Annotated in this window: 17 protein-coding genes; 11 read left to right on the top strand and 6 right to left on the bottom strand. The window is 69.7% G+C overall.

The genetic code is table 11. The annotated features are described in order from the left end of the window. Nucleotides 1–80: 80 nt before the first annotated feature. Complete coding sequence (locus tag ACFHYQ_RS02450; RefSeq protein WP_394299382.1) at nucleotides 81–1634, top strand: PucR family transcriptional regulator; 1554 nt, start codon at nucleotides 81–83, stop codon at nucleotides 1632–1634. Here ACFHYQ_RS02450 and ACFHYQ_RS02445 read toward each other — a convergent pair. Next, nucleotides 1581–4532, bottom strand: a complete 2952-nt coding sequence (locus ACFHYQ_RS02445) for an AfsR/SARP family transcriptional regulator (RefSeq protein WP_394299381.1) — start codon at nucleotides 4530–4532, stop codon at nucleotides 1581–1583. The two genes, ACFHYQ_RS02450 and ACFHYQ_RS02445, sit on opposite strands and share 54 nt — an antisense overlap. A 574-nt stretch (nucleotides 4533–5106) precedes the next feature. Between ACFHYQ_RS02445 and ACFHYQ_RS02440 the strand changes: the two genes are divergently transcribed. The 3 genes from ACFHYQ_RS02440 to ACFHYQ_RS02430 are packed head-to-tail and all read left to right on the top strand — an operon-like array spanning nucleotide 5107 to nucleotide 9032. Further along, nucleotides 5107–6405, top strand: coding sequence for a helix-turn-helix domain-containing protein (locus ACFHYQ_RS02440; RefSeq protein WP_394299380.1), 1299 nt, complete (start codon nucleotides 5107–5109; stop codon nucleotides 6403–6405). A gap of 36 nt (nucleotides 6406–6441) precedes the next feature. Beyond that, entirely contained in the window at nucleotides 6442–7041 is a 600-nt protein-coding gene (locus ACFHYQ_RS02435; protein WP_394299379.1) for a copper resistance CopC family protein, read from the top strand. Beyond that, complete coding sequence (locus ACFHYQ_RS02430) at nucleotides 7038–9032, top strand: bifunctional copper resistance protein CopD/cytochrome c oxidase assembly protein (protein ID WP_394299378.1); 1995 nt, start codon at nucleotides 7038–7040, stop codon at nucleotides 9030–9032. The genes ACFHYQ_RS02435 and ACFHYQ_RS02430 overlap by 4 nt, the downstream gene beginning before the upstream one ends. A 32-nt stretch (nucleotides 9033–9064) precedes the next feature. Here ACFHYQ_RS02430 and map read toward each other — a convergent pair whose 3' ends face one another. Next, nucleotides 9065–9913, bottom strand: coding sequence for a type I methionyl aminopeptidase (gene map, locus ACFHYQ_RS02425; RefSeq protein ID WP_394299377.1), 849 nt, complete (start codon nucleotides 9911–9913; stop codon nucleotides 9065–9067). A 42-nt stretch (nucleotides 9914–9955) separates the two neighbouring features. Here map and ACFHYQ_RS02420 point away from each other — a divergent pair, with 42 nt between their 5' ends. Next, complete coding sequence (locus ACFHYQ_RS02420; RefSeq protein WP_394299376.1) at nucleotides 9956–10135, top strand: hypothetical protein; 180 nt, start codon at nucleotides 9956–9958, stop codon at nucleotides 10133–10135. A 4-nt stretch (nucleotides 10136–10139) separates the two neighbouring features. Here ACFHYQ_RS02420 and ACFHYQ_RS02415 read toward each other — a convergent pair whose 3' ends face one another. Both ACFHYQ_RS02415 and ACFHYQ_RS02410 read right to left on the bottom strand, forming a co-directional pair. Beyond that, nucleotides 10140–10418 (bottom strand): CBU_0592 family membrane protein, encoded by a 279-nt coding sequence (locus ACFHYQ_RS02415; protein ID WP_394299375.1) that lies wholly within the window; start codon nucleotides 10416–10418, stop codon nucleotides 10140–10142. Between the two features lie 24 nt (nucleotides 10419–10442). Then, nucleotides 10443–11024 (bottom strand): hypothetical protein, encoded by a 582-nt coding sequence (locus ACFHYQ_RS02410; protein WP_204016607.1) that lies wholly within the window; start codon nucleotides 11022–11024, stop codon nucleotides 10443–10445. Nucleotides 11025–11154: 130 nt separating this feature from the next. Here ACFHYQ_RS02410 and ACFHYQ_RS02405 point away from each other — a divergent pair, with 130 nt between their 5' ends. Genes ACFHYQ_RS02405 through ACFHYQ_RS02395 form a run of 3 tightly spaced genes read left to right on the top strand, consistent with a single transcriptional unit; the run spans nucleotide 11155 to nucleotide 14221 of the window. Then, complete coding sequence (locus ACFHYQ_RS02405; RefSeq protein ID WP_394299374.1) at nucleotides 11155–12321, top strand: lipase family protein; 1167 nt, start codon at nucleotides 11155–11157, stop codon at nucleotides 12319–12321. Between the two features lie 22 nt (nucleotides 12322–12343). Next, complete coding sequence (gene npdG, locus ACFHYQ_RS02400) at nucleotides 12344–13012, top strand: NADPH-dependent F420 reductase (protein WP_394299373.1); 669 nt, start codon at nucleotides 12344–12346, stop codon at nucleotides 13010–13012. Between the two features lie 24 nt (nucleotides 13013–13036). Next, on the top strand, nucleotides 13037–14221 hold the full coding sequence (locus ACFHYQ_RS02395; protein WP_394299372.1) for a trans-sulfuration enzyme family protein: 1185 nt from the start codon (nucleotides 13037–13039) through the stop codon (nucleotides 14219–14221). Nucleotides 14222–14316: 95 nt separating this feature from the next. Here ACFHYQ_RS02395 and panB read toward each other — a convergent pair whose 3' ends face one another. Beyond that, entirely contained in the window at nucleotides 14317–15186 is an 870-nt protein-coding gene (gene panB / locus ACFHYQ_RS02390) for a 3-methyl-2-oxobutanoate hydroxymethyltransferase (RefSeq protein WP_394299371.1), read from the bottom strand. Between the two features lie 143 nt (nucleotides 15187–15329). Between panB and ACFHYQ_RS02385 the strand changes: the two genes are divergently transcribed. From ACFHYQ_RS02385 to ACFHYQ_RS02375, 3 genes are all read left to right on the top strand, one after another. Continuing rightward, nucleotides 15330–16529, top strand: coding sequence for an MFS transporter (locus ACFHYQ_RS02385; protein ID WP_394299370.1), 1200 nt, complete (start codon nucleotides 15330–15332; stop codon nucleotides 16527–16529). Nucleotides 16530–16623: 94 nt separating this feature from the next. After that, nucleotides 16624–18189, top strand: a complete 1566-nt coding sequence (locus ACFHYQ_RS02380; RefSeq protein ID WP_394299369.1) for an MFS transporter — start codon at nucleotides 16624–16626, stop codon at nucleotides 18187–18189. Nucleotides 18190–18202: 13 nt separating this feature from the next. After that, nucleotides 18203–18817 carry a TetR/AcrR family transcriptional regulator gene (locus ACFHYQ_RS02375; RefSeq protein ID WP_394299368.1) on the top strand — a complete coding sequence of 205 codons (615 nt, stop codon included), beginning with the start codon at nucleotides 18203–18205 and terminating at the stop codon, nucleotides 18815–18817. Here the strand turns inward: ACFHYQ_RS02375 and ACFHYQ_RS02370 are convergent. After that, entirely contained in the window at nucleotides 18789–20543 is a 1755-nt protein-coding gene (locus ACFHYQ_RS02370) for an NAD+ synthase (RefSeq protein WP_394299367.1), read from the bottom strand. The genes ACFHYQ_RS02375 and ACFHYQ_RS02370 overlap by 29 nt on opposite strands. Nucleotides 20544–20576 lie beyond the last annotated feature (33 nt).

Here is a 20576-nt window from a genome sequence, read left to right as displayed (position 1 = left end):
CCATGGAATCGTGGTGACGGGCGGCATCGACGCTTGTAGCTTTCTCCAAATATTCGGTTTCGCCGAATACGCTGTGCTGTGTGCTGCTGAGGGATCTGCTCGCCGTCGCGGAGCTCCGCCTCGGCCTCCTCACGGGGGACGAGTCGCTGGACCGTGAGATCAGCGACGTCCTCGTCACCGACCTGCCCGACCCGACGCGCTACCTGACGGGGGGCGAGCTCGTACTGACCGGTCTCATGTGGCGGCGGCAGGCCGCGGACTCCAAACGGTTCGTGGCCGCCCTGGCCGATGCCGGAGTGGTCGCCCTCGGCGCCGGCGACGCCTGGCTCGGCATGATCCCCGACGACCTCGTGGCCGCCTGCCGTGACCGGGGCCTGCCGCTGCTGGAGGTGCCGGTCGAGGTGTCGTTCGGCGAGATCACCGACCTCGTGGGCCGGCGGCTGGCCGGGATCCGGGCCGGAGACCTGCGCGGCGAACTCGGCCGCCGGCGCCGGATCGTCGCCGCCGTGGCCGAGGGAGTGGGGCTGGAGGAGCTGTTCTCGCTGATCGAGAACGAGCTGGGTGTCACCGCGGCCGTGGTCTCGGCCGTCGGCTCGATGATCGCGGGTGACCTCCCCGAGGGCATGGCCGTACGGCTGGCCCGCGCCTATCTGGGCGCGGTCCGCCTGCCGGCGGTCGTGCGGGACGGCGGGACGTTCACGCTGTTCGCGGTGGACCGGTCGCACCGGGCCGCGGGGTGGGCGCTGGTGTGCCACGGCGAGGTCGAGGCCGAGATCGGCTTCGAGCTGGCGTCGTGCGTGGCGATGGCCCGCACCCGGTTCGAGGAGGGCCGCCGGGTCGAGCGGCGGCTGGCCGAGGAACTCGTCGCGCTCGCGTGGGCCGGAGGTGAGCCGGCCGAGCTGTCCGCCCGGCTGCGGACCTGCGGCATCGACGCGGCCGAGCCGTACGCAGTGGTGACGGCCACGGCGGCGGCGCGGCAGGGGACCGTGCGGCAGGCCGGGACGGCCGGTGGCCCGGATCCGGCCCTGCTCGGGGGGCGGGTGGTGGAGGAAATACTGGACCGGCGGGTGGTCGCGGCGGTTCGCACCGAGTCCGGGGAGTCGTCTGGGGAATGCGTAGCACTGGTCCCGTTAGCAGAAGGCACGGCGGGTCAGCTGGCGGCGCGGCTGCGGGAGCGTACGGAACTGCTGGCCGCGCAGCTGCCCGACATCGTCGCGGCCGTCGGCGTGAGCAGTGCGCTGACCGGAGCCCAGGCGATCCGCGGCGGGCTGGAGGAGGCCGGGCACGCCAGGCGGATGGCCGAGGCACGCGGCGGGGGAGTGGCCACCAGTGACGAGATCTACACGCATGCGCTGCTGCTGGCGACCGTGCCGGGCGACATCCGTCGCTCGTTCGCCGAACGGCTGCTGGGTCCGCTGGCCGACTACGACAGGCGTCACGGCGCCGAGATGGTGCGGACGCTCGAGGTGTTTCTGGAGTGCGCGGGATCCTGGAACGGCTGCGCCGAGCGGCTGCACGTGCACGTCAACACGGTCCGCTATCGGGTACGCCGGATCGAGGAGCTCACCGGCAAGGACCTGTCATCGATGGCCGACCGGATCGACCTCTTCCTGGCCCTGAGCGCCGGCCGCTAGGGCCTCCTGGGCCGTTGACAGCTCCCAGGCCGCCATCTCCTCCCGGCGCTTGTCATTGATCGCACGTGCGACCGCGACCGCCTCAGTGGCGTAGGCCACCGCACTTTCGAATTGGCCGAGAAGCCGGTTCGCCGTGGCGAGATGGGTGAGACACCATGGCGCGGCATCGTGGTTCCTGATCTCCCGGCCGATGGCGAAAGCCTCCTCGAGCAAGGTCTTCGCCGACAGGGGATCATTCTGGTCCAGGCGGACCTCGGCAAGGCACCTGAGCGTGTGAGACACGTGGAACTGGTCTCCCGCCGCCCGCGACAGCGAAACCGCTTCGCTGAGCGTGGCGCCGGCCTCACTCAGGTTTCCCAGGCCTCGGTGGGCACAGCCGAGCATGCTCAGAGCATGTCGTTGCCCCACATCCGCACCGATGTCCCGGGCGATCGCGAACTGGATCTCCGAGCATTCGAGAGCGTCCGCGTATCGCTCCAAGTTGAGATAGGCGACGCTCAGGTTGCCGAGGGCCCGCATCTCCTCGAACCGATTCCGCAGGCCGCGCTGGAGTTCCAGCTCGGCGAGCTGATGGGGCAACGCCTCGGCCGCCTGGCCCATGCGGGTGAGCGTCATGGCGACGTAGCCGTGGGCGAGCGCCATGATTTCCTGGTTGCCGAGGCGTTGCCCCGCCTCGAGAGCCTGTTGGTTGGTCCGCAGATTCTCATTTCGATGACCCGCGCGATACAGGTGCCACATCAGCGAGAAACCGACGTATGCGCCCATGCTGGCCACACTGTCGTCTGGTGCCGACATGGCCTGGGATGCGGCCGCGAGAACGTTCGCCCGCTCGCGCTCCATCCAGGCATGGCCATCCTGATTGCTCGAGAGAGGGGCCGGTTGCGGGCCGGTGTGGGGCCAAGGTGGCTGGACACGGTGGGGGTCCACCAGCCGGGTGGCCAGGCGCGCCGTCACCCCGTAGAGGCCGAGAGCCCGGCTGAGTGCGCCCGATCGAGTCTCATGGGTCAGATGATCTTCCGCCAGCTCCATCGCGAACAGCCGCACCAGGTCATGAAGCTGGAAACGGCCGAACTCGTGCGACTCGAGCAGGTGCGCCTCCGTCAGGCGTTCCAGCGACCTCTCCGCCTGGTCGACGGAGGCGTCGAGAAGGGCCGCGACGACATGCGAAGTCACGTCTGGCACATGGAGAATGCCGAGGTGGCACAGTGTCCGGGCCGCCAGGCGATCGAGGGGGCGGGAACTGCGCGAGAGCGTGTCATGACTCAGCTCCAGGCTCGACCGTACGGCGATGTCGCCCGACTCCAGCTCGTGCAGGATCCGGCCCCGGTCTTCGAGCCGCTCGACCAGGTGCCGCACGCCCCAGTGCGGCCGGTCGATCAGGCGGGCCGCGGCCAGTCGCAGGGCCAGCGGCAGGCCGTCGCAGAGATCCACCAGCCGGGCCGCCACGGCGGGGTTCGCCGCGACGCGCCCCGCCCCGATCAGCTTGGCCAGCATGGTGACCGCCTCCGAGCGGACCATCATGCCGAGACGTACCTGAGCGCAGTTGTCCACCGCCGCGAACGACTCCCGGCTCGTGATCAGGACCGCGTTCCCCGACGGCAGATCCAGCAGCGGGCGCACCTGATCGGGGCCGGACGCGTCGTCGAGTACGGCGAGGACGCGTCGCCCGGCCAGCGTGTCCCGCAGCATGGCCGCCGCCTCGTCGACCTCATGCGGTACGGCCTCGGCGCGCACACCGAGGGCGCGCAGGAACCTGCCGAGCAGGTCGATCGGCTTCAGCCGCTCGACCCCCGGTGTCGCGCCGAGCAGGTTGGCGTAGAGCAGGCCGTCCGGAAAGTGATCGCCGACGGCGTGGGCGGACTGAACGGCCATCGCCGACTTGCCGACTCCCGCGGGGCCGGTGATGGCGACCACGGCCTGCGGCGGGGCGCTCTCCCCGGGAGCCAGCAGTGAACGCAGCCGCACGGACTCATCGGTCCGGCCCACGAACCCGTCCATGGCGCGGGGGAGTTGACGCGGCACCGGAGCCTCGGGATCCCCCGTGTGAAGCGGTGACCGGGAGCCGAGCCTGATCTGTCCCTGATCGGGGTCGGCCGAGTCGAGCGTCGGGCCGCTCCGCAGGATCGCGTGATAGCGCCTCTGCAGGCTCTCACCCGGATCCACCCCGAGCCGCTCCGCCAGGAGATGGCGGATGTCCAGGTAGGCGGCCAGCGAATCGGCCTGCCGACCGGAGCGGTAGAGCGCCAGCATCAGCAGTTCTCTGGCCCGTTCCCGGAGGGGGTGTTCGCCGACCAGGTCATGTAATGCCGGGAGAGCTTCCTGGTGACGGCCCAGTCCGAGCAGGATGTCGGCGCGATCCTCAACCGTGATCAGGCGAAGCTCCTCCAGCCGGGCCCGTTCCGCCTCGGCGAATGGGCCGGGAATTCCGGACAGCGCCGGTCCGGTCCATAACCGCAGGGCCGTCTCCAATTCTCGCAGCGATCCTCGACGATCACCTTTGGTCAGGAGTCGGCGAGTCTCGGCGATCCGGTCCTCGAACTCCTCGGCATCGATATGAAACCGTCCGCGTTGTAATGCGTACCCTCCCGGTCGGTTCACGAGTAACTGGAAAGGCTCGCGCGGACCGCGATCCGGTTCCAGTGCCCGCCTCAGCCCGGCGACGTACGTGTAGATGCTCTGCTCGGCAGTTTTCGGTACGCGTTCCCTCCACAGGCCGCCGATCAGTTGTTCCTTCGAGACGACCTGGCCGGCCTGGGCTGCCAGTATGCAGAGGACGGCTCGCTGCAAGGGAGGTCCGAGTTCGGCTCTCCGCTGCTGATGCCATGCCAGCACAGGGCCAAGCACCCGAAGGCGGCGCGCTGAGGGTTGAAGCTGGCCGGTTTCATCCGATTGCTTCATGCGTCTATCGAACTCCACTTGATGGCGCGGTATCCGTAAAGGTGGATCAACGACCGCTCCTGGTAGATCAGGTAAATGCTACTTTTCCCGTCTAGATATCCTCTACTTTTGGCTGGGCATCGGTGGTTTCGGACAGCACTGAATTGCAAATTCCGGTCTTCGGTTAATGGCGAGGCGGGCACATGACGAGAGGACACGCTGAGCGGGATGGCTCAGGGTCATCGAGCGTGCTCTCCTGGCCAGGAACCTTCGCCTGTCCCGGTTGGATCGCTTCGGCGCTCCTTCTCTACCTCTCCCTCCGCTGGTCCTCTCCAGGGGACAAGGGGAGGACCAGCGGGGGGAGAGGTGCCGGGCCGGCCTGGTGTGCGACCAGGGCGGCGGGTAACGAGTTAGCAGCAGCCGCGAAGAGCGTACTCAGACAGTGATGACGTGTCGGCGTTCGCGGTCGTAACATTGGCCGCAGTGACCAGACTGACTGATACCAGGGCAGTCATGGCAAGCAGGACGAGGCGGCGCATGAGAGTCCTTCCATAAGGGACTAACTGTCGGGCCTACATTCTCTCTAGAGGTGCACGTGACCAGTCAAGGTTTGATCGGTGAGCGGATCAAGATGATCCGTAGGCAGCGGGGTCTGTCTCAGGCGCAGCTCGCCCATCCCGAGTTGTCGGACAGCTACGTGTCCCTCATCGAGAGCGGGAAGCGGACTCCGACCCCAGCGGTCCTGGAGTTACTCGCCCAGAAACTGGACTGTTCGCTCACCTTCCTGGTCAACGGCGTCACCGCCGAGCAGATGGAAGAGCTCGAACTTGGGCTGCGCTTCGCCCGTCTTGCTCTCGAGAACGGAGACTTGGCCGAGGCCAGGCGTCGGTACGCGGAACTGCTCAAGGACAACAGCCTTGCCGGCCTGGCATCTCTCCAGCAGGACGCGCGGTACGGGTACGCGTTGGCGACGGAGGCCTGCGGCGACCTCCCGGAGGCGATCGCCGTTCTGACCGCCCTTCGCGAAGCGGACACGGAAGCCCAGTCCCCGGAGCGCCGCGTCCAGATAGCGATCGCGCTCTGCCGGTGCTATCGCGAGTTCGGCGAATTCCAGGCTGCGGTGCGGATCGGCGAAGAGACGCTGGGGCTGGCCGTGGCTACTCCAACCTGGACTGATGGCCTGGTCGAGCTCGGCTCCACGCTCCTGTTCGCCTATATCGAGCGAGGTGATCTCCTTCGCGCCAGGCAGTTCTCCAACGAGTTGCTGGCGGCGGCTGAGTCGCTCGGCACGCCCCGTTCCATCGTGGCCGCCTGCTGGAATGCTGCGATGATCATGGAGGCGATCGGATCCGGCGAGGAGGCGATGTCCCTCGTCGAACGAGCCTTGGCCGTTCAATCGGAGAACGGAGAGCCGCGGAATCTCGCTCGTCTGCGTTCCGATTACAGCATGCTCCTGCTTCGTGTACGGTCCGAGGAGGCACGAGCAGCTCGGGACCTGTCGCTACGTGCCTTGGGAGAGCTGAGAGAATCGTCCGCTGGTACGGCGGACGTCGCCCACTGTCTGCTCGACCTCGCTCGCGCTGAGATGCGTCTCGGTCGACCGGAAGAGGCGGCCGCGCATGCGCTTGCGGCTAGGGAGAAGGCTGCCAAGGGAACCAACAGTGCCCTGCTCGCTGACGCCCACTTGGTGCTCGGCCAGGCGTATTGGATGCGGCGGCAGGACGAGGAGGCAGTCGCCGAGCTGGGGTCCGCCACCGGGTGTCTGGAGCGTCTTCCCGCCACGCGGAAGGTGGCCGAGACTTGGCAGGCCGTCGCCGAGACGCTGGGCCGCCTGGGCGATCACGAGGCGAGCACGGCAGCCTACCATCGGGCCCTTGCCTGTGTGGGCCTTTGACGGACCGGCCACCCGGCTGGGTAGCCTGGGGCTGCCATGAGAAAATACTCGTTCGCCACCGTCGCCGGGTTGATCGTGACGCTGACGCTGGGAGTGGTGCTCGCCCTCCCGGCGTGGGCCCACACCTCACTCAGGAGCAGTGATCCGGCGAAGAACGCCCAGGTTCAGACCTTGAGCAAGGTGACCCTGGAGTTCACCGAGTCTGTGCGCTTCCCCGTCGTGGTCGTGCAGGGCCCGGGCGGCAAGCGGTATGAGAGCGGCGCTCCCGTCGTCGAGGGGCCGAAGGTGACCCAGGCGGTCGCGCCGTCGGTGCCCCCCGGCAAGTACACGATCGCCTGGCGGGTCGTCTCCACCGACGGGCACCCGGTGGAGGGGGAGATTCCCTTCACCGTGATCGGCTCGCCCGGTGCGTCCGAGGCCGCGCCGGATTCCGCGAGCTCCCAGGGGTCTGAAAGCCCCCAGGGCGTCGAAGGCGCCCAAGGGGGCTCCGGCGAGGCCGCCCCGGCGGCCACGTCGGTGGCCCAGAACGCTCAGGACGCTCAGGAGACGACCATTCCCGGTTGGGCCTGGGCCGTGATCTTCGGGATCGCCGGAGTCGGCATCGGACTGTTCCTCAGTCTGCGGAAGAAGCCGTGAACCGGGCCGCGCGCCTGACCCTCGCGGCGCTGTGCGCGGCGGTCGGCGCCCTGGCGATCACGATGATCCTCAGCGGCGCGGCCACCCCGCGGATCATTCCCGGCCTGCCCGACGAGGGCGTGGTCACCCGGTGGATGCTGCCCATCTCGAAGCTCACCGTGGACGTTGCCGGCGTGCTGACCGTGGGCCTGCTGGCCGCCGCCGCGACCTTCCTGCCCAGCGACAAGGGCCTGCTCGGCGAGACCGCACAGTTCTATGTCAGGGCCGCCTCCTGGACGGCGCTGGCCTGGGCGGCCGGGGCGGCCGGTGCGCTGGTCTTCGGCGCTTCGAACACGTTCGGCCAGCCGGTCAGCGAGCTCATCGACAGTGCCATGCTGACCAGCTACGCGAGCCAGACATCACAGGGTGTCGCGCTCACCCTGGTCGTTCTTTTCGGCGTCGCCATCGCCCTGTTCGCCCGGAACGCGATCACCGCGGGTGTCGCCGCCGGACTGCTGGCCCTCGCGCTCGTGACGCTCCTCCCGCCGGCACTCACCGGTCACTCCGCCTCGTCGCCCAACCACGGGCTCGCCACCACCTCGGTCGCGTTCCACCTGCTGTTCCTGGCACCGTGGGTGGGTGGGCTGGCCGTCCTGTCCGTGCACGCGCTGCGTGGAGAACGTCACCTCGCGGTCGCGGCCGACCGGTTCTCCCGCATGGCGTTATGGTGCTTCATCGGCGTCGGAGTGTCCGGCCTCGCCAGCGTGGCCGCCCGGCTCGCCTCGGTCGACGCGCTGTTCACCTCGTCGTACGGCCTGATCCTGCTGGCCAAGATCGCCGCGTTCGTGCTGCTCGGTTTCGTGGGATGGCGGCATCGCAGGCGGACCCTGCCCCGCCTGGCCTCCGGCGAGCCGCACGCGTTCCTGGGGCTGGCGCTCGGTGAGATCCTGGTGATGGCGGCCACGATGGGCCTGGCCGTCGCGCTGTCGCGCACCGCTCCGCCGCCGGTCGAGGTGCCGTTGGACCGGGCGTTCGAACTGCTCGGCTACCTGGTGCCGCCTCCACTCACCCTGGGCAACCTGCTGACGCTGTGGTGGTTCGACCTGTTCTTCGCCGCGCTCGCCGTCGTGCTGGCCGGGCTCTACCTCGCCGGAGTCGTACGGCTCTACCGCCGCGGCGACCGCTGGCCGTGGGGGCGTACGGTCAGCTGGCTTCTCGGCATCGTGATCATGGTGTTGACGACCCAGAGCGGTGTCGCGCGCTACGGGCCCGTGCTGTTCAGCGTGCACATGACCCAGCACATGATCCTCTCGATGCTGATTCCGATCTTCCTGGTGCTGGGCGCGCCCGTCACGCTCGCGCTGCGCGCGCTCAGGCCGGCTGTACGGAAGGGCGACCGAGGGCCTCGTGAATGGATCACGGTGATCCTGCACAGCCGGGTCGTCAAGTTCTTCACTCATCCCGCCATCGCGACGGCGATCTTCATCGTCTCCACGTTCGCGCTGTACTTCACTCAGCTGTTCGCCTCCGCGATGCAGGAGCACATCGGGCACATCGCGATGATGACGCACTTCCTGCTCAGCGGCAGCCTGTTCTTCTGGGTGATCATCGGGGTCGACCCCGCGCCGAACAAGCTGCCCCACTTCGGGCGTCTGCTGCTGCTCATGGTCACGATGCCGTTCCACGCGTTCTTCGGGATCGCCGTGATGAGCATGGGCGCCGTCCTGGCCGCCGGCTACTACGATCAACTCGGCCGGACCTGGGGGGTCTCCTCCCTGGCGGACCAGGAGACCGGCGGAGCGATCGCCTGGGCGTTCGGCGAGGTCCCGACGCTGATCGTGCTGCTGGCACTCGGCTTCCAGTGGTGGCGTGCGGACGATCGGGCGGCCCGCCGGGCCGAACGGCGGGCCGACGCCGTCGCCGCGAAGACCGGCGGCACCGGTGACGCGGATCTCGACGCCTACAACGACTACCTGAGCAAGCTGAACAAGCGGGACGCGACGGCGGAGTAGCGGCTTCCCGGCCTCACCGGCAGAATGACCGGTTAGGGGAGCGTGAGGATCTCGCGGCCCGAGTCGGTGACCAGGATCGTGTGCTCGAACTGGGCGGTGCGCTTGCGGTCCTTGGTCACGGCCGTCCACTGATCGGGCCAGATCTCGTAGTCGATAGTGCCGAGCGTGAGCATCGGCTCGATCGTGAACGTCATCCCCGGCACCATGGTCACCGACAGCGACGGATCGTCGTAGTGCGGGACGATCAGCCCCGAGTGAAACGACGTGCTGATCCCGTGGCCGGTGAAGTCGCGGACCACGCCGTACCCGAAGCGCTTGGCGTAGGCCTCGATCACCCGGCCGACGATGTTGAGCTGCCGTCCGGGGGCGACTGCCTTGATCGCCCGCATCATCGCCTCACGGGTCCGCTCGACCAGCAGCCGGGACTCCTCGTCGACCTCGCCCACCAGGAACGTCGCGTCGGTGTCGCCGTGCACGCCGCCGATGTAGGCGGTGATGTCCACGTTGACGATGTCACCGTCCCGCAGCACGGTGTCGTCCGGGATCCCATGACAGATCACCTCGTTGATGGAGGTGCACAGGGACTTGGGATAGCCGCGGTAACCCAGCGTCGAGGGGTAGGCATCGTGGTCACAGAGGAACTCGTGGCCGACACGGTCGAGTTCGTCGGTGGTCACGCCGGGGACCGCGTGTTTGCCGACCTCCTCCAGGGCCTGCGCGGCGATACGTCCGGCGATCCGCATCTTCTCGATGGTCTCCGGGGTCTGGACGTCGCTGTCGCCCCTCTTGGGTTCGGCCTTCCCCACGTACTCCGGCCGGACGATATGGGCGGGGACCTTGCGGGTGGGCGAAATGCGCCCTGGGCGGAGCAGCGTCGTCATGCGGACAAGTCTAGTTCCGCCGCGAGGGGGCACGATTAGGGCGTGAGCGATCAATGGTGGTTCTGCCTGAAGCACATGCGAGTCGAACCCGAGAAGGGATGCCCCAACAAGGACCGGCTCGGCCCCTACGAGTCGGAGGACGTCGCCGCCCATGCCCTGCGGCGGGCGGCGGAACGCAACAAGGCCTGGGCGGAGCAGGACAGGGACTGGGAAGGAGACTGACCGGTCACGGGCCGGGCCGCCTCCCCGCCGCGTGCCCGGCCGCGCGTCTGGCCGCGACCCGGCCGATGGCCACGACCCCGACCCCGCCCCACACCATGTTGAGGATCGCGGACGGCCAGGCCGAATGGTAAGCACTGTTGATCATAAGTGCGATCCCGCCGCCGAGGTTGAGCAGCTGGTACGGCAGCCCGTCCCCGGCCAGTCTCCGCGCCGACACCATCGCGTAGCCGTACAGGAGCACCACGGCCCCGATCATGCCGATGATCGTGATGAGAGTGGACATTGTCACGCTCCCTCACTCGCTCGCTCACTCGTTCACTCGCGGCCCGCTGATCCGGTCGGCGAACCGGGCGAGCCGCTCCCGTAGGCCGAGCCGCCGAGTCTCCCCGGCCGCCATGCTGACGAGATGCTGAGCGCCGTCGAAGCTCAGCGGCCCGCCGCCGTCAGGCGGTAAGGCGATCGCGTCGTGGGCCAGTGACTCGAGATCCGGGTCACCGCCGTCCAGGGCGAGGATCGTCGCGCCGGTGCGCCGCGCGTCGTCGACCCGCTCCAGCAGCGGCACCGGGGCCTGCTGTTCAGTGACCACGAAGAGAGTCTCCCCGCGCCGGGCGTCCCGCAAGCGGTCCAGTCCGACGCGCAGGTGGGGCGGCGCGTTCACCGGCGGCTCCCAGCGCACGAGGGTGGGGGCGAGCTGGGGGAGCCCGGACAGCCCGGCCTCGTCGTCGAGGTGTGCGGCGACATGCCAGGGCTCCTCGTCGGGTGTGCCGACGACGAGCAGCCCGCCGGGTGACCGGGTGGCCTGTAGCGCCAGCCCCAGTTCGCGGGTGCGCTCCACCCAGCCAGAGCCGGCGAGCAGATCGCGGAGCAGGCTCACGGATGCGGCGTCCATGCGGCAATGGTGCCTGACAACACGGGGTGAGGTCCCGCCGATTGGGTTCTTGACAACGGGTTACCTGCAAGTAACGATCGGCCCAACGGCGCGTCGTCGAACAGCAAACCAGTTGCCGGAAGGCAGGCACATGCATCTTCGTGTTCGCGCCATCATGCCCATGATCGGGGCACTCCTACTCCTGCCGGCCCTCCTCGGCCCCAAGGTGGGCGGCGCCGCCGCCGAGGCGGCCTCGGCCGGAGACGTCGTCGAGGCCGTTCCCACCACCGTCTATCTCGCGCCCGGGAAGCTGCTGGAGGTGCCGGTGAAGGCCTGGCATCTGCGCTACCGGTCCACCTCCGCGACCGGCGCCGCCAACGTCGTCTCGGGCACGCTGCTGGTGCCCAGGTCGGCCCACTCGCTCGGCAAGCGGCCGATCGCCGGGTACGCCGTGGGGACCCACGGCATGGGCGACCGGTGCGCCCCCTCGGCGGCCATGGCGCGCGGCACCGAGGCCGAGCTCGCGATCATCAGCCTGATGCTGCTCAAGGGCTGGGCGGTCGCCGTGACCGACTACGAGGGGCTCGGCACGCCGGGCGACCACACCTACATGGTGGGCGTCTCCCAGGGCCATGCCGTACTCGACTCCATCAGGGCGGCGGCGAGGGTGCCCGGAGCGGGTCTGTCCGCGGATGCCCCGGTCGTGGTCATGGGCTACTCGCAGGGCGGCGCCTCGGCCGGGTGGGCGGCCCAGCTCCAGTCGTCGTACGCCCCTGAGCTGCGGCTCAAAGGAGTCGCGGCGGGCGGAGTGCCGGCGGACCTGCTGGCCGTGGGCGAGCACCTCGACGGCACCCCCGACTTCGGGCTCGCCGCGGCGGCCGGTGCCGGGCTCGACGCCGCCTACCCGGAACTGTCGCTGAACAGCCACCTCACCCCCGAGGGAGCCGCGCTGTTCGCCGAGGCGCGCAACGCCTGCGTCGCCGACCTGCGCGACCGGCTCGCCGGACGGCGCCTCGCCGAACTGACGACGACCGACGTCATGCACCTGCCGGAGTGGCAGGCGCGACTCCAGGAGAACCGTCTGGGCGCGTCCATGCCCCGGGTGCCGATGTTCCTCTACCACGCCAAGGGCGACGAGATCATTCCGTACGGCGTGGGGCGGACGCTGCGTGACGAGTACTGCGCGGGCGGCGCGAAGGTGCTGTGGGCCGGCCTGCCCGCCGGAAGCCACGTCCTGGGCGCGGTCGAGGGCGCGCCGCTGGCCGTCGGGTGGCTGGCCTCCCGCGTACTGGGACTCCCGGTGGTAGGCAACTGTTAGCGGGCTGGCATCATCTGGCCTTATGGCTGAGCACAACATCGATCTTCCTGAAGTCAGCGGGCTGACCATAGGCATCCTCGGCGGGACCGGTGACCAGGGCAGGGGACTGGCTCGCCGGTTCGCGCTGGCCGGTCACCCCGTTCTGATCGGCTCGCGCAGCGCGGAGCGGGCCGAGGAGGCGGCCCGGAGTCTGAGTGTGAGGGGCGCGGAGAACGCGGTGGTCGCGACCGAGGCCGACATCGTGATCGTCGCCGTTCCCTGGGACGGCCACCGAGCCCTGCTGGAGTCCCTTCGCGACGAGCTCGACGGCAAGATCGTGGTCGACTGCGTCAACCCTCTCGGCTTCGACAAGCGGGGGGCCTACGCCCTGCCCGTCGAGGAGGGCAGCGCGGCCCAGCAGGCGGCCGCCGTGCTGACCGGCAGCCGCGTGGTCGCGGCCTTCCACCACGTCTCGGCGGTGCTGCTGCTCGACCCGGCCGTCGAGCGGATCGACCTGGACGTGCTCGTGCTCGGCGACGACCGCGAGGCGACCGACACCGTGCGGGCGCTGGCCGCGCGCATTCCCGGGTTCCGCGGCGTGTACGGGGGGCGGTTGCGCAACGCCCACCAGGTGGAGGCGCTGACCGCGAACCTGATCTCGATCAACCGGCGCTACAAGGCCCACGCCGGCCTCCGCATCACCGACGTGTGAGGATCACGTCCTAGCCTTGACGGCATGAGCCCTCTTCATCCGGAAACACGTGCGGTCCATCTCCCCCGACCCGATCTGAACGGCGGCAGGCCGATCTCGACGCCGATCTACCAGACCTCGGGATTCGCCTTGGCGAACCCTGAGGTCTTCGCGGACGGGATGAGCCGCCCCGACGGCGCTTTCGTCTACGGCAGGCACTCCAACCCCACGGTTCGGGCGATGGAGGAGGCCGTCGCCGGTCTGGAGGGCGGTGTGGCCGCCGTCGGGACCGGCTCGGGGATGGGTGCGATCAACTCGGTGCTGCTCGGCCTGCTCAGGCCGGGCGACCATATGATCGCGCAGCGGGCGCTGTACGGCGGCACCGCCGCCATGCTGGCCGACCTGGCGGCGCGTTTCGGGGTCGAGATCACCTACGTGACCGAGGACGACCCGGCGGCGGTGCGCGCCGCCGTACGGCCCACCAGCCGCCTGCTCTACCTGGAGACGATCGCCAACCCGATGACGCAGGTCGCCGACCTGCCGGGGATGTGCGACGCGGCGCGCGAGGCCGGGCTCGTCACGGTCGTGGACAACACCTTCGCCTCGCCGGCCCTGTGCCGCCCGATCGAGCACGGGGTCGACGTGGTCGTCCACTCGGCCACCAAGTACCTGTCCGGCCACTCCGACGTCCTGGCCGGCGTCGCGGTCTTCGCCTCGGCCGAGCTGTACCGCGAGGTCTGGTCATACGCGGTGAAGCTCGGCGTGACGGCCGACCCGTTCGCGGCGTGGCTGGTCCTGCGCGGTCTTCAGACGCTGCCGTTGCGCATGGAGCGGCACTGCGCCAACACGCGGGTGCTGGCGACGCGGCTCGCCGAGCATCCCGCCGTGGCCGCCGTCCACTGGCCCGGCCTGCCGTCCCACCCGTCGTACGGCCTGGCCGCCAAGCTGCTGCCCGACTTCGGCGGGGTCTTCTCGTTCGACCTGGCCGGCGGGCGCGCCGCGGGGGAGGCCTTCATGCGTGCCGTACGGCTCGCGCTGCTGGCGCCCTCGCTCGGCGGCGTGGAGACGCTGGTCATGCACCCGGCGACGACGTCGCACCGGTCGCTCGGCCCCGCCGAGCTGGCCGCCGCGGGGATCGGTGAGGGAACGGTCCGGGTCGCCGTGGGCATCGAGCACGCGGAGGACCTGTGGGCCGACTTCGAACAGGCTCTCGGCGAGGGCGCGGCGTGAGCGCGCCGCGTACGTGCCCGGCGACGGCGAGAGGGTGGCCGTGATCGTGTGTGGTTCCAACACCGACCCGGCCACCCTGGCCGATCGGTGACGACTCAGCGGTAGCTGTGGTCGGGGGTGGGGAAGACGCCGGAGACGACCTCGTCGGCGTACGCCCGTACCGCCCGGCCCATCTCGCCGGCGAGGTCGAAGTACTTCTTGACGAACTTCGCCGGTTGCGGGGTGAGGCCCATGAGGTCCTGCCAGACGAGGACCTGGGCGTCGGTGTACGGCCCCGCCCCGATGCCCACCGTGGGGATGCTCAGCGAGGCGGTGACCCGCTGGGCGAGGTCGGTCGGCACGCACTCCAGCACGACGGCGAAAGCGCCCGCGTGCTCCAGCGCCTTGGCGTCCGCCATGAGCTCGTCGCCGGCCTGGCCGCGGCCCTGCACACGGTAGCCGCCGAGCGCGTTGACCGACTGGGGGGTCAGGCCGAGGTGGGCCATGACCGGGATGCCGGCCGAGACGAGCAACTCCACCTGGGGGAGCACCCGGTGGCCGCCCTCCAGCTTGACGGCGTGCGCCCCGGCCTCCTTCATGAAGCGTGCGGCCGTCTCCAGGGCCTGCTGAGGGGAGGCCTGATAGGAGCCGAACGGCAGGTCGGCGACGACCATGGCGCGTGACGAGCCGCGGACCACCGCGGCGGTGAGCGGGATCAGGTCGTCGACGGTGACGGGCAGCGTCGAGTCGTAACCGTAGACGACCATCGCCGCCGAGTCACCGACGAGCATCACCGGGATGCCCGCCTCGTCGAACACTCCGGCGGTCATCGCGTCGTACGCGGTGACCATCGGCCACTTCTCGTGCCGTTCCTTGGCCGCCGCGATGTCGCGGACCGTGACCCTGCGCTTCGACGCACCGCCGTAGAGGGCGGCGGGCGGGCTGGAAACGGCTGGAACAGCGGAAACTGCGGATTCAGAGGACATGGTTACCTCCAGGCCTCGTGGCGCCCCTGTGGCGTCCCCGGACAGTCAGATCATTGCATGTCGGCTATGGATAGAACACCCCCCGGTGTGACGGATGTGGCTGGTCCGCACGGCACAATACCCTGCGGAGGTAAGTAACCAACATGGCAATTGAACCTTACCGGCGGGTGCTGGCACTGCCGGGCGTGCGCACACTGCTGCTGGTCGGCCTGGTCGCCAGGATTCCGCTGACCGGCACGGGCATGACCCTCACGCTGCACGTGCTCAACACCCAGCGGCTGGGGTTCTTCCAGGCGGGCATGGTCGGTGCGATGAGCATGCTCGGGGCCGCGGCGGGTGCGCCGCTCGCCGGCCGGTTCGTCGACCGGCGCGGCCTGCGACCGGTGGTGGCCGTCACCACGTTCGTCCAGCTGTGCTTCTGGTGTACCGCCCCGGCCCTTCCGTTTCCCGCGCTGGTGGCGGGCGCACTGGTGGCCGGAGTGTTCACCCAGCCCGTCTTCAGCGCGATCAGGCAGTGCCTGGCCGCGATGGTGCCACCCGAGCGTCACCAGACCGGGTTCGCCCTCGACTCGATGGCCGTCGAGGTGGCGTTCATGGTGGGCCCCGCCCTCGCCGTCGCGTGCGTGACCGCGTTCTCCAGCACCGCGACGATGTACGGGGTGGCGGCCGGCCTGGTCGGCTCGGGGGTGGGGCTGTACCTGCTGAACCCGCCCACCCGCTCGCCGGAGGAGGCCGCCGCCGGGAAGGCGGCGGTGCCGAGGCGGCAGTGGCTGCGGCCGGGCCTGGTCACGCTGCTCGGCGCGGTGTCCGCGCTGACGTTCGTGCTCACCGCGACCGAGCTGTCCGTGGTCGCGATGCTGAAGGCCGACGACGCGACCGCCTGGACGGGCCTGGTGCTCGGAGTGTGGTGCGGCTACTCGCTGGTGGGCGGTTTCGTGTACGGCGGGCTGCCGCGAGGCCTGCCGCCGCTGGTGATGATGGGCGCGATGTGCGCGCTGACCGCGCCCGTCGGGCTGGTCGGCGGCCCGTGGTGGTGGCTGTTCGCGGCGCTGCTGCCGGCCGGGGTGCTGTGCGCTCCCGCGATGTCCGCGACGGTGGACGCGGTGAACCGGCGGGTCCCGGCGGCCGCGCGGGGGGAGGCCATGGGCCTGCACGGCATGTTCCTGACCGTCGGCGGGGCGTGCGCCGGCCCGGTCGTCGGCGGAATCCTCGACGCGTACGGCCCGGCCTGGGCGCTCGGGGTGGCGGGAGCCGTCGGCGTGCTGCTGGTCCTGGTGGCCGTGCCGTTCCAGCGCGTGCGGGCCACGTCACCGGCCGACCCACATTATGCGGTCCAATTATGAAACGGTCCCGTTGCGTATCGAATAGTGGTTGCGCTACGCTCCCGTTGCGAAACTCATTCGTATCGAAATCGTGTAGCGAAGTAACGGGGATTACATGGAACCGCATTCCGGGCACCCGCGCCGCTGGCAGATCCTCGGCGTGATGGTGTTCAGCCTGCTGGCCGTAGTGCTGGACAACACGATCCTCAACGTGGCGATCAAGACGATCGCGGACCCGGTCCACGGCCTGGGGGCCACCCAGAGCGAGCTGGAGTGGGCGATGAACTCCTACACGCTCGTGTTCGCCGGTCTCCTGTTCACCTTCGGGGTGCTGGGGGACAGGTACGGGCGTAAGAGGATGCTCATGACCGGCATGGCGCTGTTCGGTCTCGCGTCGCTGGTCAGCGCCTACGCCCAGGATCCGATGCAGCTCATCGGCGCGCGGGCGCTGATGGGACTCGGCGGCGCGGCCATCATGCCCGCCACCCTGGCGATCATCTCGAACGTCTTCCCGTTCCATGAGCGGGGCAAGGCCATCGGCATCTGGGCGGGCGGCGTCGGCATCGCGATCGCGATCGGCCCGATCACCGGCGGCCTTCTGCTGGAGCACTTCTGGTGGGGCTCGGTCTTCCTGGTCAACGTCCCGATCGTGCTGGTCGCCCTGGGGCTGATCACCGCGCTGGTGCCGGACTCCAGGGACCCGGACAAGGCCGGCCTCGACCCGGTCGGCGTGCTGCTGTCCATCGTCGGTCTGGTCAGTCTCGTCTACGGCATCGTGCGGATCAGCGATCTCGGCACGGTCGCCGATGTCTCCGTCGTCGTACCGTCGCTGGCGGGCCTGGCGATCCTCGCCGCCTTCGTCTGGTACGAGAGCCGGATCGATCACCCGGCCTTCGACGTGCGCCACTTCCGCAACCCGGCCTTCACGACCGCCATCTCCAGCGTCGGCCTGGTGTTCTTCTCGGCGATGGGCGTGATGTTCTTCCTGGCCTTCTACTGGCAGATCGTGCGCGGATTCTCCCCGCTGGAGTCCGGGGGGCTGGTGCTGCCGTTCGCGATCGCCCAGCTGATCTTCTCGCCGGCCAGTGCGCGGATGGTGGACAGGTACGGCGCGAAGGCGCTGGGCACGGCCGCCATGGTGGTGATCACCCTGTGCCTCGCGGCGTACGCGCTGGTCGAGGTGGACACCCCGGTCTGGATCCTGCTGGTCCTCGGGTTCGTCCAGGGCGCCGCGATGGCCAACCTCATGCCCCCGGCGACCACCGCCATCATGAACGCCCTGCCCAGGGAGAAGGCCGGCGTGGGGTCCTCGATGAGCAACGTCGTCCGGCAGGTCGGCGGCACGCTCGGCATCGCCGTCCTGGGCGCGATCCTGTCCGCGGTCTACCGGGGTGAGATGGAGGCCGGGGCGGGTGCCGTTCCCGAGCAGTTCCGCCACCTCGTGACCGAGTCGATCTCGGGGGCCGCGGGCGTGGCCGGCCGCCTCGGCCCACACGGTGCGAGCCTGATGGACGCGGCGAACGACGCGTTCGTCGAAGGCGTGCACTGGGCCGCCCTCGGCTCCGCCGCGGTCGCTCTGATCGGCACGTTCGTGGTCGCCCGCTGGATGCCGGGCCGTACGGCTCAGGCCGTGCCGCCGGTGGTGAAGGCCGAACCCGAGAGAGAGGCGGCGGTAGTGTGAACGGGCGATGAACATGCGGCAGACGGCTGAAGGCACGGCCCGCCCGGCGGGCCGCCCGCGCAGCGAGAAGGCGGAGAAGGCGATCGTCGACGCCACCCTCGACCTGCTCGGCGAGGGCATCGGCGTGGCGGAGCTGTCCATCGAAGCGATCGCGGCCCGCGCCGGCGTCGGGAAGACCACCATCTACCGGCGCTGGTCCAACAAGGAGGACCTGGTCGTCGACGCGCTGGCGACGCTCAAGCCGCCGATCCCGCCACTGTCTGGCACGTCGGTCCGGGACGATCTGGTGACCTATCTCCGAGTGCTTCGCGAGGAGTCGAGCCACCAGCGCACCCGCTGCATCATGAACATCGCAATGAGCGACTCCGAACGGCACCCCCGTCTGGCGGAGCGCTTCCGGGAGATCGCCCTCGAGCCGCGCAGGGCCGCCCTGCGCGGCGTCCTCCGCCGGGGGATGGAGACCGGCGAGCTGCGCGCGGACCTCGACGAGGAGATGGCGATGGCCATCCTCTCCGGGGCCATGATGTGGTACACGAAGTGGCACAGATCCGGCGTCGAGCCGTCCGAGGACGTGGCCGAACGCATAGTGGACGAAGCCCTCACCGGCTTTCGCGCCAGCGGTTGGTGATGGGCAGGCGGCGGTCCCGGCCGAAGTTCTTCGAGGTGATCTTGGGGCCCGGCGGGTACTGGCGGCGCTTGTACTCGGCCAGGTCCACCAGCCGGAGGATGCGCGCCACCAGCTCGGGGTCGTGGCCGGCCGCGACCAGCTCGTCGCGGCCCATGTCCCGCTCCACGTAGTCGCGCAGCAGCGGGTCGAGCACGTCGTACGCCGGGAGCGAGTCGGTGTCGCGCTGATCGGGCCGTAGCTCGGCGCTCGGCTCCTTGGTGATGGAGTTCTCCGGGATCGGCGGGCCGCCGGGCTGGGCGTTGCGCCACTGCGCCAGCTTCCAGACCAGGCTCTTGAGCACATCCTTGATCGGCGCGTAGCCGCCGGCCGAGTCGCCGTACAGCGTGGAGTATCCGACGGCCAGCTCGCTCTTGTTGCCGGTCGTCAGCACCAGGTGGCCGTGCTCGTTGGACAGGCTCATCAGCAGCATCCCGCGCACCCGGGCCTGAAGGTTCTCGGCGGCCAGGCCGCTGAGGTCGATCTCCTTCTCGAAGGCCGTGACGATGTCGGCGATCGGAATGACGCGCGCCTTCAGTCCCTGGCGGCGCACGAGTTCCTCGGCATCGGCGAGCGAGTGGTCGGAGGAGTATCGCGACGGCATCAGCACCACATGGATCCGCGAGGGCCCGATCGCGTCGGCCGCGATCGTCGCGACCAGCGCGGAGTCGATGCCGCCGGACAGCCCGAGGATGACCGAGCGGAAGCCGTTCTTGGCGACGTAGTCGCGCACACCGAGAACCAGCGCCTGGTAGATCTCGGCCAGGTCGTCCATGCGATCGGCGATCACCGGCGGCTCGGGGCGGTACGGTTCGACCGGCGCGGCCGACAGCACCAGCCGCTCGACGGTGATCTCGCTACCGTCCCCCGGGTCGGCGGCCTCCTCGGGCAGATCGGTCAGCTCGGGCAACTCGAGATCGGTGACCAGCAGCTCCTCCTCGAATCGCCGGGCGCGGGCGACCAGCTCGCCGCGCGCGTCCACGATCAGCGAGTCGCCGTCGAAGATCAGCTCGTCCTGGCCGCCGACCATGTTCACGTAGGCGAGCGCGCAGCCCGCCTCCCTGGCCCGCCGCGCGCACAGCTCCAGCCGCACGTCGTCCTTGTCCGTCTCGTACGGCGAGCCGTTCGGCACCACGAGCAGCCCCGCGCCGACCTCGGCGACGACCGAGACCGGGCCGCCCTCCTGCCACAGGTCCTCGCAGATCGCGATGGCCACGTCGACCCCGTGCAGCCTGAAGATCGGTAACCGGTTGCCGCGCGCGAAGTAGCGGTGCTCGTCGAACACACCGTAGTTCGGCAGGTGGTGCTTGGCCGATGTCATCACCGCCTCGCCCCCGTGCAGAACGGCGGCCGCGTTGAGCGGCTTTCCTGCGCCATCGGTCCGGTCGCCGTCGGTTCTGTCGCCGTCGGTTCTGTCGAGGTAGCCGACGACCACCGGCAGCCCGCCGAGCCCCTCGGCCGCCAGCCGGGCCGCGACCGCCGTCAGCGCGGACCGCGACGCCTCGACGAACGACGAGCGCAGCACCAGGTCCTCGGCCGGATAGCCGGTCAGGAACAGCTCGGGGAAGACGACCAGGTGGGCGTCGCGATCCGCGGCCCGGCGGGTCCACTCGACTAGCTTGTCCGCGTTGCCGGTGAAGTCGCCGACGACGGGATTGGTCTGGGCGAGCGCGATGCGAAGTTGAGCCACGGGTCCACCCTAAATCGTGCGAATTATTGTCGT

Origin of the sequence: Sphaerimonospora cavernae (assembly GCF_042435035.1) — a bacterium.
Classification (GTDB): Bacteria; Actinomycetota; Actinomycetes; order Streptosporangiales; family Streptosporangiaceae; genus Sphaerimonospora; species Sphaerimonospora cavernae.
The sequence above is the reverse complement of the archived record's forward strand: the minus strand, read 5'-3'. Positions and strand labels throughout refer to the sequence as shown.

What these genes read in the sequence shown, in the direction of transcription:
- ACFHYQ_RS02445 (WP_394299381.1), bottom strand. Translation starts at nt 4,532, where the DNA reads ATGAAGCAATCGGATGAAACCGGCCAGCTTCAACCCTCAGCGCGCCGC.
- ACFHYQ_RS02435 (WP_394299379.1), top strand. Translation starts at nt 6,442, where the DNA reads ATGAGAAAATACTCGTTCGCCACCGTCGCCGGGTTGATCGTGACGCTG.
- map (WP_394299377.1), bottom strand. Translation starts at nt 9,913, where the DNA reads ATGACGACGCTGCTCCGCCCAGGGCGCATTTCGCCCACCCGCAAGGTC.
- ACFHYQ_RS02415 (WP_394299375.1), bottom strand. Translation starts at nt 10,418, where the DNA reads ATGTCCACTCTCATCACGATCATCGGCATGATCGGGGCCGTGGTGCTC.
- ACFHYQ_RS02410 (WP_204016607.1), bottom strand. Translation starts at nt 11,024, where the DNA reads ATGGACGCCGCATCCGTGAGCCTGCTCCGCGATCTGCTCGCCGGCTCT.
- ACFHYQ_RS02405 (WP_394299374.1), top strand. Translation starts at nt 11,155, where the DNA reads ATGCATCTTCGTGTTCGCGCCATCATGCCCATGATCGGGGCACTCCTA.
- npdG (WP_394299373.1), top strand. Translation starts at nt 12,344, where the DNA reads ATGGCTGAGCACAACATCGATCTTCCTGAAGTCAGCGGGCTGACCATA.
- ACFHYQ_RS02395 (WP_394299372.1), top strand. Translation starts at nt 13,037, where the DNA reads ATGAGCCCTCTTCATCCGGAAACACGTGCGGTCCATCTCCCCCGACCC.
- panB (WP_394299371.1), bottom strand. Translation starts at nt 15,186, where the DNA reads ATGTCCTCTGAATCCGCAGTTTCCGCTGTTCCAGCCGTTTCCAGCCCG.
- ACFHYQ_RS02385 (WP_394299370.1), top strand. Translation starts at nt 15,330, where the DNA reads ATGGCAATTGAACCTTACCGGCGGGTGCTGGCACTGCCGGGCGTGCGC.
- ACFHYQ_RS02380 (WP_394299369.1), top strand. Translation starts at nt 16,624, where the DNA reads ATGGAACCGCATTCCGGGCACCCGCGCCGCTGGCAGATCCTCGGCGTG.
- ACFHYQ_RS02375 (WP_394299368.1), top strand. Translation starts at nt 18,203, where the DNA reads ATGCGGCAGACGGCTGAAGGCACGGCCCGCCCGGCGGGCCGCCCGCGC.